Origin of the sequence: Gottschalkia purinilytica, assembly GCF_001190785.1 — a bacterium.
In the GTDB taxonomy this organism is placed as follows: domain Bacteria; phylum Bacillota; class Clostridia; order Tissierellales; family Gottschalkiaceae; genus Gottschalkia_A; species Gottschalkia_A purinilytica.
In genome coordinates, this window is sequence record NZ_LGSS01000006.1 from 122,361 (window position 1) to 137,577 (window position 15,217).

At 27.2% G+C, this 15,217-nt stretch carries 15 protein-coding genes; 13 read left to right on the forward strand and 2 right to left on the reverse strand.

Annotated features, from left to right (window positions below):
- Nucleotides 1–6 precede the first annotated feature (6 nt).
- From CLPU_RS08150 to CLPU_RS08190, 9 genes are all read left to right on the forward strand, one after another.
- Nucleotides 7–837, forward strand: coding sequence for a MetQ/NlpA family ABC transporter substrate-binding protein (locus CLPU_RS08150; protein WP_050355167.1), 831 nt, complete (start codon nucleotides 7–9; stop codon nucleotides 835–837).
- Between the two features lie 73 nt (nucleotides 838–910).
- Nucleotides 911–2,380 carry a nitrogenase component 1 gene (locus CLPU_RS08155; protein ID WP_050355168.1) on the forward strand — a complete coding sequence of 490 codons (1,470 nt, stop codon included), beginning with the start codon at nucleotides 911–913 and terminating at the stop codon, nucleotides 2,378–2,380.
- Nucleotides 2,367–3,695, forward strand: a complete 1,329-nt coding sequence (locus tag CLPU_RS08160; RefSeq protein ID WP_235436142.1) for a nitrogenase component 1 — start codon at nucleotides 2,367–2,369, stop codon at nucleotides 3,693–3,695. Before CLPU_RS08155 ends, CLPU_RS08160 begins: the two co-directional genes overlap by 14 nt.
- Before the next feature lie 85 nt (nucleotides 3,696–3,780).
- Nucleotides 3,781–4,659 carry a nitrogenase iron protein gene (gene nifH / locus CLPU_RS08165; RefSeq protein WP_050355170.1) on the forward strand — a complete coding sequence of 293 codons (879 nt, stop codon included), beginning with the start codon at nucleotides 3,781–3,783 and terminating at the stop codon, nucleotides 4,657–4,659.
- 254 nt (nucleotides 4,660–4,913) lie between these two features.
- Entirely contained in the window at nucleotides 4,914–5,525 is a 612-nt protein-coding gene (locus tag CLPU_RS08170; protein WP_050355171.1) for a methyltransferase family protein, read from the forward strand.
- Between the two features lie 415 nt (nucleotides 5,526–5,940).
- The gene (locus CLPU_RS08175) at nucleotides 5,941–7,977 is read left to right on the forward strand and encodes a methyl-accepting chemotaxis protein (RefSeq protein WP_050355172.1); all 2,037 of its coding nucleotides are present in this window, start codon (nucleotides 5,941–5,943) and stop codon (nucleotides 7,975–7,977) included.
- A gap of 322 nt (nucleotides 7,978–8,299) precedes the next feature.
- Nucleotides 8,300–9,232, forward strand: a complete 933-nt coding sequence (locus CLPU_RS08180; protein WP_050355173.1) for a DMT family transporter — start codon at nucleotides 8,300–8,302, stop codon at nucleotides 9,230–9,232.
- Between the two features lie 161 nt (nucleotides 9,233–9,393).
- On the forward strand, nucleotides 9,394–10,179 hold the full coding sequence (locus CLPU_RS08185) for a mechanosensitive ion channel family protein (RefSeq protein WP_050355174.1): 786 nt from the start codon (nucleotides 9,394–9,396) through the stop codon (nucleotides 10,177–10,179).
- A gap of 290 nt (nucleotides 10,180–10,469) precedes the next feature.
- Nucleotides 10,470–10,736 carry a TIGR04076 family protein gene (locus CLPU_RS08190; RefSeq protein ID WP_050355175.1) on the forward strand — a complete coding sequence of 89 codons (267 nt, stop codon included), beginning with the start codon at nucleotides 10,470–10,472 and terminating at the stop codon, nucleotides 10,734–10,736.
- Between the two features lie 185 nt (nucleotides 10,737–10,921).
- Here CLPU_RS08190 and CLPU_RS17650 read toward each other — a convergent pair whose 3' ends face one another.
- Nucleotides 10,922–11,260, reverse strand: coding sequence for a GNAT family N-acetyltransferase (locus CLPU_RS17650; RefSeq protein WP_200898539.1), 339 nt, complete (start codon nucleotides 11,258–11,260; stop codon nucleotides 10,922–10,924).
- Nucleotides 11,261–11,473: a GNAT family protein gene (locus CLPU_RS17655; RefSeq protein WP_200898534.1), complete on the reverse strand. Its 213-nt coding sequence runs from the start codon at nucleotides 11,471–11,473 to the stop codon at nucleotides 11,261–11,263. It lies immediately after the preceding gene.
- A 487-nt stretch (nucleotides 11,474–11,960) separates the two neighbouring features.
- Between CLPU_RS17655 and CLPU_RS08200 the strand changes: the two genes are divergently transcribed.
- From CLPU_RS08200 to CLPU_RS08215, 4 genes are all read left to right on the forward strand, one after another.
- The gene (locus CLPU_RS08200; protein ID WP_050355176.1) at nucleotides 11,961–13,064 is read left to right on the forward strand and encodes a TlpA family protein disulfide reductase; all 1,104 of its coding nucleotides are present in this window, start codon (nucleotides 11,961–11,963) and stop codon (nucleotides 13,062–13,064) included.
- Nucleotides 13,065–13,194: 130 nt separating this feature from the next.
- Nucleotides 13,195–13,962, forward strand: coding sequence for a DUF4184 family protein (locus CLPU_RS08205; RefSeq protein WP_050355177.1), 768 nt, complete (start codon nucleotides 13,195–13,197; stop codon nucleotides 13,960–13,962).
- A 113-nt stretch (nucleotides 13,963–14,075) separates the two neighbouring features.
- Nucleotides 14,076–14,540: an aminoacyl-tRNA deacylase gene (locus CLPU_RS08210; RefSeq protein WP_097677549.1), complete on the forward strand. Its 465-nt coding sequence runs from the start codon at nucleotides 14,076–14,078 to the stop codon at nucleotides 14,538–14,540.
- A 301-nt stretch (nucleotides 14,541–14,841) separates the two neighbouring features.
- The gene (locus CLPU_RS08215) at nucleotides 14,842–15,216 is read left to right on the forward strand and encodes a GntR family transcriptional regulator (protein WP_050355178.1); all 375 of its coding nucleotides are present in this window, start codon (nucleotides 14,842–14,844) and stop codon (nucleotides 15,214–15,216) included.
- Nucleotide 15,217: the final 1 nt, after the last annotated feature.

Consider the following 15,217-nt stretch of genomic DNA (forward strand, 5'->3'; position numbering starts at 1 on the left):
AATAAAATGAAGAAGAGACTGTTTTCTATTTTTACAACGATTATTTTAATAGTAGGAATTTTAACTGGATGTAGTAAAGATACAGTAACTAAATCTAAAAATATAAAAGAAAGTAAAGAATCTACTATTAAAATAGGGGCTTCATTAGTTCCTCATTCAGAAATATTAGAGTTTGTGAAACCAAAGTTAAAGAAGAAAGGCATAAATATTGAGATTGTAACTATTGATGATGATGGTCAGTTAAATCAAGCACTTGAAGAAAAACAGATAGACGCAAATTTTTTTCAACACGTTCCATATCTTGAATCTATATCAAAAGAAAGAGGATATGACTTTTCAGTTGTAGGAAATATACATATTGAGCCTATAGGATTTTATTCTAAAAGTATAAAAACTATAGAAGAGATAAAAAAAGGGTCTAAAATAGCTATTCCAGATAATCCATCAAATGAATATAGAGCATTAGTTTTACTAGAATCTAATGGATTAATAAAATTAAGACCAGGAATAGAGGATTATAGTGCTACTCCAAAAGATATTGTAGAAAATCCTAAAAACTTGGAGTTTGTTGAAGTAGACTCAGGTCAATTAACAAGAGTTTTACAAGATGTAGAGGGAGCTGTAATAAATACTAATAGAGTTTTAGAAGCAAATATAGATCCAGAAACAGCTATATTTAGAGAAGATGCTACATCTCCATATAGTAATGTGGTTGTAGTAAGAAAAGAAGATGAGAATAAAGAAGAAATAAAAAAACTAGTAGAATCTTTGACTTCAGATGATATTAAAGACTTCATAAAAGAAAAATATGGCTCTGCTGTTATACCTGCATTTTAATTTATAAAAGCAGATGCTTATATAAGGACATATACAATAATTAAAAATTGAAAATCACTAGGGGTGAGTGTATATGACTATAAATTTATTAAATGAAGATTTACAAATAAGAGAGAATAGGCTAGGTTCCATTACAGGCTATCATGGAAGTGCTAAAGATCTTTCAAATTGTTCAAGGAAAAGTGTACTAAATGATAGGGAAAGATCATTTACTCAATGTTCTTCTTGTAGTTCAGGTACAGCTATATGTCAACTTGCTATGATACAAGATGCTGTAGTTATAAATCATGCGCCATTAGGGTGTTCAGGTGATTTCCCAGAATTCAATTTCATCAATAGAACAGGTCAAATAAAAAGAAAAATGAAACTTAAGAATGTACGACTTATAAGTACAAATCTTAGAGAAAAAGATATGATTTATGGAGGAAATGAAAAGCTTGAAAAAACTATAAAAGAAGCATATGAGAGATACAATCCAAAAGCAATATTTGTTACTACATCATGTGGATCAGGGATAATAGGAGATGATGTGAATGGAGCTGTAGAAAAAGCTGAAAGTGAATTAGGAATACCTATCGTACCTATATTCTGTGAAGGATTTAGATCTAAAATATGGGCAACTGGATTTGATGCTGCATATCATGGGATTTTAAAAAAAATAGTTAAGCCTCCTAAAAATAAAAGTAATAATATTATAAATATAATTAATTTTTGGGGAGACGACTATTTTAGCAATCTATTTGAAAAATTAGGACTTATTCCAAATTATATAGTTCCTTTTACTACTATAACTCAGTTAGAAAAACTATCTGAAGCAGCTGCAACAATACAAGTGTGTTCAACACTAGGAACATACTTTTCCACTGCACTTGAACAGGAGTTTGGAGTCCCAGAAGTAAAATCCCCTCCACCTTATGGAATATTGGGAACAGATATATGGCTAAGGGAACTTGGCAATATAGTAGGAAAAGAAAAAGAAGTGGAGGAACTTATTATATCAGAGAAACAAAGGATTGAAGAAGAACTTCAGGACTTAAGAAATAAACTTAAAGGTAAAAAAGCTTTTGTAGCAGCAGGAGCTGTACATGGGCATAGTATTATTTCAGTATTAAAAGAACTAGGAATTCAAGTCGCAGGAGCATGTACATGGCATCATGATCCAATACTTGATAATAGAGATGAGACTTCAGATAGTTTGAAACATGTTGTAGATACTTATGGAGATATTCAATTAACTGTATGTAATAAACAAAGCTTTGAAATGGTTAATCTATTAAATAGAGTAGAGCCTGACATATTTATAGTTAGACATAGTGGTATGTCGATATGGGGTGCTAAATTAGGGATTCCTACAATGTTAATTGGTGATGAACAGTTTGGACTTGGATATCAAGGAATAATAAACTATGGTCAAAAAATATATGATATGATAACAAACTCATCATATGTAAAGAACTTGTCTAAATACACTAAGTTACCATATACAAAATGGTGGTTAGAGCAAGATCCATTTTACTTTTTAGGGGGGAATGCAGGTGAGTGAAATAATAGAATATCCAAGACAATTCTGTACACTTGCGGCACAGCAGACTATAGTTGCAATAGATAGAGCTATACCAATACTGCATGCTGGGCCTGGATGTAGCTCAAAGATATTTGGAGGAGCAAGTTTTAGTAGTGGATATCAAGGATCTGGATATGTAGGAGGTAGTGCTATTCCATGTACTAATACTACGGAAAGAGATGTTGTTTTTGGAGGAGAGGAAAGATTAAGAGAAGTAATTGATGGAGCATTAAAAGTTATGGACGGGGATTTTTTCGTAGTCCTTACAGGCTGTACATCAGATATAGTTGGTGATGATGTAGCCCAAGTAGTTAGTGAGTTTACTAATAGAGATGTGCCTATAGCATATGCAGAAACAGGAGGATTTAAAGGAAATTCATATAATGGACATGAACTTGTACTTGAATCTATTATAAATCAGACAATTGAAGATGCTGGTGAAAGAATAGAAGGACTTGTAAATATATGGTCAGTGGTTCCATACCAAGATCCATTTTGGGATGGTAATTTACAGGCAATAAAAAGACTCTTAGAAGGAATAGGACTTAAGGCGAATATTTTATTTGGGGAAAAGTCAGGTGGCTTTAAATCTTGGAAACAGATTCCTTCAGCACAGTTTAACTTAGTTATTTCTCCTTGGGTAGGAGTTAAAATAGCAGAACTCTTAGAATCAAAATTTGGGACTCCATGGCTACAATACCCAAGTATTCCAATAGGAGCAGTTGAAACTAGTAAGTTTTTAAAAGCAGTTGGAAGGTTTGCTAATATAGATGAAAAAATAGTAGATGAATATATTAAAGAACAAGAAAGTTCATATTACTACTATTTAGAAAAAGCAGCAGACTTTCTTTTAGAATTTAGATATGGATTGCCAGGAAGATTTTTTAATATTGCAGATTCATTTTACACAATTGGTATAAGTAAGTTTCTCGCAAATGATCTAAGTTTACTTCCAGGACATCAATTTATTACTGATGAAGCACCTAATGAATATAGAAGTTTAATTGAAGAGCAGCTTTTAAAATTAGCCCCTGGCGTATCTACAGAAGTTTCTTTTATAGCTGATGGAGGAAAAATACATGAAAAGCTAAGACAATATGGAAATAGATACTCACCTTTAATAATTGGAGGGACTTGGGATAGTGACTTAGCTAAAGAATTAGATGGATATCATTTAAGTATAAGTCTTCCAATTACAGATAGATTAATTTTAAATAGACATTATGTTGGGTATGACGGTGGACTAAGGCTTACAGAAGATATATATAGTAGTATTTTACAAAGTTATCAATAAAGTAAAAAATTGTTTAGATAGAACTGTTAGACATTAGATAAAAGTTATTAAATGATAAATTAATGTTTTGATAGGAGTGACATAAATGGCTAAAAAAATCAAGCAAATAGCAATCTATGGTAAAGGTGGAATAGGAAAGTCTACAACTACTTCAAATATAAGTGCAGCCTTATCAAATGCTGGATATAAAGTAATGCAGTTTGGATGTGATCCTAAAAGTGATTCTACAGATACTCTAAGAGGAGGTAAATATATTCCCACTGTTTTAGATACTTTAAGAGAAAAAAATGCAGTAAAAGCACATGAAGTTATACATCAAGGATTTAATGGTATATATTGTGTAGAGGCTGGTGGACCTGCTCCAGGAGTAGGATGTGCAGGTAGGGGAATTATAACAGCAGTACAGCTTTTTAAACAGCAAAGAGTTTTTGAAGAACTTGATCTTGATTATGTAATATACGATGTTTTAGGTGACGTTGTATGTGGAGGATTTGCAGTACCTATAAGGGAAGGAATAGCAGAGCATGTTTTTACAGTTTCTTCTGCTGACTTTATGGCAGTTTATGCTGCTAATAATCTTTTTAAAGGTATAAAAAAATATTCAAATGCAGGTGGAGCATTACTAGGAGGCGTTATAGCAAATTCTATAAATGCTCCGTATGCTAAAGAAATTATAGATGACTTTGTAGAAAAAACTAATACAAAAGTAGTAGAATATATACCTAGATCTGTTACGGTAACTCAAAGTGAACTACAAGGAAAAACTACTATAGAAGCTGCACCTGATTCAGAACAGGCTAAGATATATACTTCTTTAGCAGAAAAAATAATTAATCATACAGAGTCTAGAGTACCATCTCCACTAGAAGTAGAAGAGCTTAGAGAATGGGCATCAAAGTGGGCAGATCATTTACTAGCTTTTGAAACAGGAGAAGTAGGATTAAATGCTGTAGGGAATATATAAAAAATAATTAATTAATTGAAACTATTTAGAGTATCGAACTTATCGATACTCTTTATTTTATTATTTTGAGTATAAAATATATTGACATAGTTTATATAAAATAATAAACTATTAACAAACATATGAACATATATTCATATTTGAATAAAATAAAAAATAACAGAAAGTAAGAGATTAAATAGTATTTATAATATTCAACATAGAATAAAATATATATACTATTTTTTATCAGTACACATTAAGGGGGTTACCATATGAAGATATTAAATTTACTATCATTAATTTTATTTTTAATATTTATAATATCATATTCATTGAAACTAATTATTCTTTATAAGAGGAACAATTTAAGAGCCAACACATTGGGAAAAGGGGTAAAAGACAGAAATATAAAACTTACAGAAATAACTGTAAAAACTACAACTTTTATTTGGGGATTAACTTGGATAGCTGAAATATTTTTCAATAATATAATAAGTCAAAAGTTATCTTTTTTATTTAAGAATAAAGTATTAAGTTATATTGGGCTTTTGACTATAACGATAGGAGTACTCATATTTATTATTGCTATGATAAATATGAAAAGTTCTTGGAGAGTAGGAATAGATAAAATAAATAAGTCAGAGCTTATAACAAATGGAATATATAAGTATAGTAGAAATCCTGCATTTGTTGGATTTTATTTAATGTTTTTAGGTTTATTTTTTATATATCAAGATTATTTAACTTTAATTGTATTAATTTTAAATATAATATCAATTCACAAATTGATATTACAAGAAGAAAAACATCTTGAAAAAATGTTTCATAAAGAATACTTAGATTATAAAAAGAGAACTCCAAGATATATTGGAATGAAAAAATAAAAGGTAAGATTTAGATATATAATGTAATTATGATAAATAGTAGAAGTATTCTAAAATCATAATAAAAATATGAAGAATAGAAATTTTAATTATAAATTGATTGAATTTAATATTTAGTAATGTAGATTATTTATTACATTATGAATAATAAAATGGGTTTAACGATGTTATTTAAAAAAAAGTTATAAAAATTTGACAAAAAGAGATGAATTTATACAAAAATATGCTATAATATATAATATATTACAAAATTACATTTTAATCATAGTTTTATAAATTGGTCCCCAAATCTTGGGGACATTTTTTATACCCAAAACTAGTTTTAATTAAAAAATATAAATTGTTTTTTAAAAAAGAGGGTATGAATGACATATAAAAATATGAAAACATTAAAAGAACATAAGGGGGAAAGGGAATGTCGATAAAAAAGAAACTGTCAATTATTATGGTAACGATGATGGTATTATCAATTACTGCAATGGGAACTTTTAATTATTTTAAATCATCATCTACTATCGTATCAATTACTGAAAAGGCTATCAAAGAAGGATGTGAAGAGGATATAAATATAATACGTTTAATGATTGACAAAGAAATTGGAAATCTATCTTTAATAGCTAAACAAAGAGATATCATAGACATGTTAAACAAAGAAAATAGTGGGGAAATTGTACACAGAGATGAACTTAAATTATCTGTTAATAAAAGGCTAGAAGAAGTAGTAAAGGAAGCTAAAAATCTAGAACACATATTTGTTGTAGATAAAGATGGAGTTATTGTTTCAGGTAGCGATGCCAAGTTTATTAATCAAGATATAAGTGATAGAGAACATACTAAAAAAGTTCTTTCTACAGGGAAACCATTTATTAGTGAAACACTAAAGTCTAAATTTACTGGAAATTTTATTTTAGTATTTACATATCCAATAAAAAATAATAACGATACAATAGGTTTTGTTGGGTCTGCAGTTTATGCAAATGATTTAATAAAATATATAAAAAATTCTAGAATATTAGGAATGAAGTCTAGTTATACATATTTAGTTGATGAGAAAGGAACTATGATTTATCATCCTACAAAAGAAAAAATAGGAAAGCCAGTTGAAAATGATAATATAAAAGAAGTTGTAACTAGAGTGAAAAATGAAGAAAAAGTTGAAACTAAATTTATTGAATATAAATATAAAGGAAAAGACAAAAAGGCTTCATATAGCATTATTCCTGAAACTAATTGGACTTTAGTATTAGTAGGAGATGTTGATGATATAATGAGTCCAGTTCATCAAATGGGATTATTTACTATAATTGCAGAGATAATAGGAGCAGTAATAGCTTTATGTGTAGGTATTTTTATAGCATCAGGAATTTCAAATCCAATTGTAGAGATATCTAAACTTATAGAAAAAACTTCTGAACTTGACCTTAAAAGTGATAAAGACTATGAATATTTATTAGATAATAAAGATGAAATAGGAATAATGGCTGAATCAACATTTGAAACTAGAAATGTATTAAGAGAAACAGCATCGAAACTTATAGAAGTATCAAATAATGTATTTAATAATTCAGATAAACTTCAGAATCTAACATCAAGAGTTGAGGAAAGTGCTCATAATAATTTTGCTACTACAGAAGAATTATCTGCTGGAATGGAAGAAACGGCTGCTTCGGCAGAGGAGATATCAGCAACTATTCAGGAAGTGGATTCTAATGTGGAAATGATAGCAAATAAATCTAGAGAAGGATCAGAAATTGTGGAACAAATAACTCAACGAGCAGATGAATTGAAAAAAGAAGCTTTAGATTCAACAGAAAATACTAAAACAATATACAATAATGTAAAATCAAATATGGAGAAGGCAATAAAAGAATCAGATACAATCACTCAGATAAACTTGTTGGCAGAGAGTATATTGGATATAACTAGTCAAACAAATTTACTAGCTCTTAATGCTGCTATAGAAGCTGCTAGAGCTGGAGAATCTGGAAGAGGATTTGCAGTAGTAGCAGATGAGATTAGAAAACTAGCAGAAGAGTCATCTAAAACAGCAGAAAATATTCAAGACGTAGTAAATAAAGTATATTACTCTGTTAGCTATATGAAAGAAAATTCTGAATCAATACTATCTTTCATAGATGAGAAAGTATTACAAGACTATGAAAAACTGATTGACGTTAGCGAACAGTATAGTAAAGATGCTACTACAGTAAATCAAATAATAGTAGACTTTGATGAAGCAGCAACACAATTAAGTACGTCCATATCAAGTATAGCTACTGCTATAAATGAAACGGCAATAACAGTAAATGAAGGTGCAACAGGTATTCAAGATATTTCAGAGAATACATCAGATATTGTTGAAAATACAATAACAGTAAATAAAATGGCCGATGAAAATGCAAAAGAGGCTAAGATATTACAAGATATCATAGACCAATTTAAAATAGAGTAATATTTAAAATAATCTGAAGACATATTAGAGATATTATATTAAGATACTATATTTATATAGAAATAGTTATTATATAAATAAATTAAGATCATGAGAGGATTAAGATTATATTTTTTCATGATCTTTAATTTGTTATTTAAATTATTATATATTTTAAATAAAGTAAATATTAGATATACTTTATGAACTTTACTATTTGTCGGATTTAATATAGAATTGGATAGGAAAATGATATTAATTTTCATTTATAAAAGCAATAAAGATAAATTAAAGTAATCTTAGATAAAGATATATAAATATCTAAAGAAGAAGGGAGATATAAGTGAAAAGAATTTTTACAAAAAAAATTAATGTAATAATTATATCTATTATATGTGCAACTCTTTGGGGTAGTGCTTTTCCTGTTCTTAAAGTTAGTTATGAAAAAATGGGAATAGAAGCTTCAGATATATTTTCTAAGATATATCTTGCAGGGATAAGATTTTTTATGGCTTCAATTCTAGTTTTTATAGTTGCTAAAGTTGTACTTAAGCTAAAATTAGGGATAAAAGCAGAACATTTCAAAGATGTTCTTTTTATTGGAATCTTACAGACTACACTACAATATTTCTTTTTCTATATAGGAGTTGCAAATACTTCAGGTATAAAAAGTGCCATACTTCAATCGAGTGGAACTTTTTTAGTAGTAATCTTTGCTCATCTTATATATAACGATGATAAAATAGATACAAGAAAAGTAATAAGTCTATTATTAGGATTTGGTGGAATATTTATAGTTAACATTGGAAAAGGATTTGATCCTACATTTAAACTCATGGGAGAAGGATTTTTAATAGCGTCAGCATTAATGAGTAGTTTTTCTACTATATATGTAAAGTCTGTTTCAAAAAAAATAAATCCAGTTCTTCTTACAGGATGGCAAATGTTACTAGGCTCAATTGTATTATTAGTAGTCGGAAAAGTTGGAATGCAAGGGAAAACTCTTGTTTTTGAAAGTATAAGCTTTTCATTATTAATATATGGCGCATTTCTTTCAGCTACTGCATTTCTTTTATGGAATGTGCTCTTAAAGTATAATAAAGCTGGAGAAATAAGCATATATAGATTATTTATACCTATATCAGGATCTATTCTTTCGGTAATATTTATTAAAGGTGAAGTGTTTACAATAAAATTATTAATAGGACTTAGCATGGTAGTTCTAGGAATCATTCTTTTAAACTTAAAAAGAAATTTTGAATATGTTAAAAAATGAATTTAGTGGTATAAAAAACTATAGTGTTTCAACTATAGTTTTTTGTTTTTTATAAATATATAATAAACAAGAGTACACTTTATAGAGACTAAATCTTAAGATAGTAAAATACAAAAAAGTAATATTAACCACTTAATATAATTATTGTTAGGAGGAAAAGTATGAATTTAGGTAACTTTAAAGATAAAGGGTTTGAACTAATTGTAGATAAAGGTCCAAATCTACTATGGGCTATATTAGTTCTTATAGTAGGACTTTGGATAACTAAGTGGATTATAAAAGTGGCGGAAAATAGTTTTAAAAAAAGAAAAATGGATGATTCACTGTTTTCATTTCTTAAATCATTTATGAATTTTACACTAAAAGTTTTAGTTATAGTAACTTCTGCTATAGCTTTAGGATTACCAATGAGTCCATTTATTACTATATTAGGTACATCAGGACTAGCAATTGGGTTAGCGTTAAAAGATAGTCTATCTAACTTTGCAGGAGGAGTAATAATACTTACTTCTAGAACATTTAGTATAGGAGATTTTATAGAAGTAGAAGGATTTTCTGGAACTGTAAAAGATATAAATTTATTATATACATCCTTAAATACAACAGATAACAAAAAAGTTACTATACCAAATGCAAGCTTAGCGAATAGTAAACTTACTAACTTTTCAGTAGAAAAAACTAGAAGAGTAGATTTAGTCTTTAGTATTGATCGTAATGAAAATATTGAAAAGGCAAAAGAAATTTTTAGAAAAATAGTTGAAAGTCATGAGCTAATATTGAAAGAACCTAAACCAATAATTAGAGTAGGTGAGTTAGTCAAAGATTCTGTAAACTTTGATATTAAAATCTGGTGTAATAATGATAACTATTGGGATGTTTATTATGACATAAATGAGATTGTAAAGATTGAGTTTGACAAGGAAAAGATTAATGTTGTATCTTCATAGTAGATATTATTCTAAAAAAGCAAAGCTTATAGAAATTTTATAATAATATTCAAAATGATTATGGAGAAATTAATTGATTATGTTTATGAAAATAGTTTGCCGTAAACAAACTTCACAATTGGTCTTATGGCAGCAAAAAGAAGATAAAAAAGATTATAAATAAACTTCATATAATTAAAGAATCATAGGGATAGAGAAAAATAAATTAATTATTAATATAAACAGCTGATATGATATAATTAAAGATTACTCATTTAAATTAAAATATATTAAATAAGGTGAGGGAAATTATGTCTAAAAGACCTAAAATTAAGATTACTTTAGTAGATAAAATAGGAAAAATGGGATGTCATCGTGGACATAAAATAGGAGATACTTTTGATTTTGACACAGAAAGAGGAAAGCTATGTCCAATGGCTATGCACGTAGCTTTTCCATACGTTGATATATTAAGATATGGTGGAGATATACCTAAAGATAGTGATGGAGAAATAAAAATATGTTGTCCAGATGCAGCAGTAATCAATATTTTTAAATTAGAGAAAATAGAAGAATAACATATTTATAAGATTAAACTTTTAATGCTTATGGAAATATAAAAAAATGTGAAAAAGATTGTATTTAAACAAACAAAGCTCCTTTCTGTCAGTAATTAAAAACAATAAAGTCAGAAGGAGCTTTTTTATGAGTAAAGATATACTTCAAAGAATATTTAAATTAGGGATAGAAAAATAGCACTATACTATAAGTTATCATTTAAAAGAACCATATGTATATGATCTTCCCATACTCCATTTATTTTCAAATATTTACGAGCTAATCCTTCGTTATAAAAGCCTAATTTTCCTACAACTCTTAATGATGGCTTATTTTTAGGCATTATATTAGCTTCAATTCTATGAAGACCATAATTATTAAACATTATATCTATTCCTTTTTTTATTGCTTCTGTAATATATCCCTTATTAACTTCATCCATATCTAATTTATATCCAAGGTGACAAGATAAAAAAGCACCTCTTACGATATTACTAAAAGCTATACACCCTATAGGATTAGTTTCATTATCTTTTTTAAAAATCTATAGTCTAAGAGCAGTTCCAGATTTAAGACTATCCATATCTTTCTCAAGTAATTTTTCTTGAAATCTTAAAGTGTAGAAAGATTCATCTCTTAATGGTTCCCATTCTTCTAGAAAGAATTTATTCTTTATATGATAGTTTAAAACTATATTTGCATAAGAAGAATCCAAAACTTTTAATATTAAGTTTTTTGTTTCGTAAAATAATTTCATAATATCTACCTTTCTAATAATTTATAAACAGTAAAGAAAATACGATATCTAATGTATCTTTATATTATTATGATGAAAATATAATAGGCTCAAAATATTTGTAAAGCTATTTTATAATACAAACTATATAACTGCAATGATTAAACTATTTATATTAACTAAAACATTTAGTAGACTGTTTGTCTGATAAATCTTAAATAAACAATATATCATTGAAAATATAAAACTTACAAAAAAGTAATATTATTGAAAGACAAATCGATAGTTAAAATTTAGGAAATATGCTATATTTGTTATTGAAGAATACATAAAACATAATTACTATAACTAATTTAGATTAATCTATAAGATTTTCTATATGTAATGTAATGCAAATATTACCAAATAGTAAGAAAAAAGTAATCTGTTTTTAAGGTTTATAGATTAGAATGAATATAGTGAGTACAAAAATAGTATTAAAAGATATAAATATATAAGGGGGATAAAAATGAGAAAAGGGATTATTTTAATAGCTTTAGTATTAAGTTTATCTATTTTTTTTATAGGATGTAAAAAAGAAAATAAACCAAAAGAAAAAAGTACAACACAGTCTGTAAATACAGAAACAGCCGATAATAAAGATAAAGAAGGATACTATAAATTAGATGAATTAGGTGTTGAATATAAAGTACCAGATAAGTGGTCTAAATCTGAAAACATAAGTGCATTTGTTTTAGAAGAAAATAAAGAAGATAAGAATGATCCTATATATGGTGCAATTATACATGACTTCGTTCCTGTTGAAACATTAAAGCTTATAAAAGAGAATGAGAAAAAATTAGAAGATATAAACGAAGAATCTGAAAAGATATTAGAACAAATACATAATAGTCAGCTAAGACTTTTAAATATAATTGCATTTGATAAAGACAAATTGAAAAAATCATTAGATAGTGGAAAGAAAATAGAGGATTTTACTAAGTGTGTTAAAAATGAATTAGTAAAAGAGAAGGATAATTTAGCATATTATATATGTTATGGAGATTCAAATACTGAGAGTTTATCTGATGAATCTAGAAAAATATATGATGAACTTTCAAAAGACATAGATAATTTGAAAAATAGTATAAAAGTATTTAAACCAGTAAAGTCAGAAGAAAAATTATCTGATATAAAAAAAGTACCGGAATTCAAAGCTAAGGATTTAAAAGGAAAAGAAGTAACAGAAAAAATATTTCAAAATAATAAGTTGACAATGATAAACGTATGGGCAACATTCTGTGGGCCTTGTATCAGTGAAATGAAAGATCTACAAGCACTTTATAAAGACTTAAAAAAAGAAGGAGTAAATATTGTAGGATTAATTGGAGACATAGAAAATGATGAAACAAAAAAATTAGCACAAGATATAATTAAGAACAAAGGTGTTGAATTTACAAATATTATACCAGATAAGACTTTAAAAGATAATATTTTAAAGTCAGTTCCAGGATTCCCTACTTCTATATTTATAGATAAAGAAGGTAATATAGTTGGAGAACCTATAGTAGGAGCACGTAGTAAAGATGAATATAAAAAGATAATTATGGATGTACTTAAAGATATAAAATAAATGTGTTGCGTATGAACAAGAAAGAAGCTATAGTATAGCTTCTTTCTTATTTGACAATATATTAAGACTAATGTATTGGCAAATACTATAAATTGATTTTATTATTTTTATTATATAAAGGAGTGAAAATATGCCTTTTACATTTTCTCATCCAGCAATAGTTATCCCAATAAAAAGTAAGTGGAGTAGATATTTTAGTTTAACTGGATTAGTACTTGGAAGTATGGCACCTGACTTTGAATATTTTATTAGATTTAAACCAGTAGGGAAAATAGGGCATATGTTAATAGGATTTTTTTCATTAAACTTATTTATGTGTATTTTGATAGCATATTTATTTCATTATGTTGTAAAGAAACCCCTTATCTTTAATATGCCAAGTCCTATAGACAAATGGTATTATCATATTGCGTTAGACAAATGGAATATAGCATCTTTCAAAGAGTTATTTATTTTTTGTTATTCAAGTATAATAGGAATGTTTACTCATGTGCTATGGGATGGATTTACTCATGTAAATGGGGAATTGGTAAAAATGCTACCTTTTCTATTAAATAAAATTGGTATATTTAAATATAAAATACCTATTTATAAAATATTACAACATGGAAGCACTATGGCAGGATTTATAATAATATTAGTTTTTATATTTATGAAAAGAAATACAACTATTATGAAGATACATCATATCTCACCTATTAAAAAAATAGTATATTTTTCAGGAGTTATATTAGTCGGAATGGCTTTTTTGTTGTATAGTATATTATATATATCATATGGAATTAAATTCAAATATATAGGTATGTATATAGTAATTCTTATAAATGGATTATTTATAGGAATTATTATATCTTCATTGATATCTAGTATCATAACTAATAATATTAAAAGAAATTAATACTACTATATGTTTTAATATTATAGTTTTGAAACTTATAAGTTTATATTTCTATTATCTTACTATATAAAATCTATAATCAATAATTATGGTTAATTCAAGGGGGCTTAAATATGGATATTTACGAGGAAAAGATTAAATCATATATGAGGAATAATGAAATTAAAGGGGAACATATGGTATTTGAAAGTAGTTGTCACTCGGTAGAAGAAGCTGCTATTTCAGCAAATATTTCAATAGATGATATTGTTAAAAATATATGTATGATTAATGAAGATGGAGAACTTATAGTTGCTATAGTAAAGGGAGAAGATAGAGCAAGTACTACCAGAGTTGGAAAAGCATTAGGAATTACAAGACCTAGAATTGCTACTGAAGAAGAAGTAAGAGAGAAGACAGGATATGTATGTGGCGGTGTACCGTCTTTTGGATATAAGGCGATATATCTTATAGATTCAAAAGTAATGGAAAGAGAAATAGTATATACAGGTGGAGGATCTGAAAGCTCTCTTATCAAAATATCAACTGATATATTAAAGGAAATAAATAATGGACAAGTTACTAGAATTAGAAAATAAGATATTAGGATATGTGTATAAATTGAACTAAAATTCTAGATATATAAATAGCTTGTAAATCAAAATTTTAGTTAGTCTAAATATGAAAAAACACTATTAGATTTATTCAATTTAAATAAATTTGATAGTGTTTTTTTATGAATTTTTATTTAAAGATTCTATGCCATAAATATTTTTAAAAAGAATTTTTTGAAGTTATGTGAGTTTAAATTACTTTAAAGTTATTGACAAATATGAATATGATTTATATACTGTATATATACTATATATACAGTATATAATGTTGGAAGGATGATGTGGATTGAAGATTATTATATCGAATACTTCAGATAGACCTATTTATGAGCAGATAACACATCAAATAAAAGATCTAATAATTAATGGAGAGTTAAAGGAAGCCCAGATTTTGCCTTCTATTAGAAATTTGGCAAAGGAGCTTAAAATAAGTGTCATTACAACCAAAAGGGCTTATGAAGAACTAGAAAGAGAAGGATATATATCTACAGTACCAGGAAAAGGATCGTATGTTTCTGCGCAAAATAAAGAACTCTTAAGAGAAAGTAGAGTCAGAATAGTGGAAGAAAAATTAGCAGAAGCTGTTTCAGCTGCTAAAACAATTAATATTACTTTTGAAGAGCTAAAAGAAATGCTTAAATTTTTTTATGAGGAGGCATAAT

Bases quoted from the DNA above. Each gene is read 5' to 3' on its own strand.
- CLPU_RS08185 (WP_050355174.1), top strand. From the start codon at position 9,394: ATGAATTTAGGTAACTTTAAAGATAAAGGGTTTGAACTAATTGTAGAT.
- CLPU_RS17655 (WP_200898534.1), bottom strand. From the start codon at position 11,473: ATGAAATTATTTTACGAAACAAAAAACTTAATATTAAAAGTTTTGGAT.
- CLPU_RS08160 (WP_235436142.1), top strand. From the start codon at position 2,367: ATGCAGGTGAGTGAAATAATAGAATATCCAAGACAATTCTGTACACTT.
- nifH (WP_050355170.1), top strand. From the start codon at position 3,781: ATGGCTAAAAAAATCAAGCAAATAGCAATCTATGGTAAAGGTGGAATA.
- CLPU_RS08170 (WP_050355171.1), top strand. From the start codon at position 4,914: ATGAAGATATTAAATTTACTATCATTAATTTTATTTTTAATATTTATA.
- CLPU_RS08200 (WP_050355176.1), top strand. From the start codon at position 11,961: ATGAGAAAAGGGATTATTTTAATAGCTTTAGTATTAAGTTTATCTATT.
- CLPU_RS08205 (WP_050355177.1), top strand. From the start codon at position 13,195: ATGCCTTTTACATTTTCTCATCCAGCAATAGTTATCCCAATAAAAAGT.
- CLPU_RS08175 (WP_050355172.1), top strand. From the start codon at position 5,941: ATGTCGATAAAAAAGAAACTGTCAATTATTATGGTAACGATGATGGTA.
- CLPU_RS08150 (WP_050355167.1), top strand. From the start codon at position 7: ATGAAGAAGAGACTGTTTTCTATTTTTACAACGATTATTTTAATAGTA.
- CLPU_RS08190 (WP_050355175.1), top strand. From the start codon at position 10,470: ATGTCTAAAAGACCTAAAATTAAGATTACTTTAGTAGATAAAATAGGA.
- CLPU_RS08155 (WP_050355168.1), top strand. From the start codon at position 911: ATGACTATAAATTTATTAAATGAAGATTTACAAATAAGAGAGAATAGG.
- CLPU_RS08210 (WP_097677549.1), top strand. From the start codon at position 14,076: ATGGATATTTACGAGGAAAAGATTAAATCATATATGAGGAATAATGAA.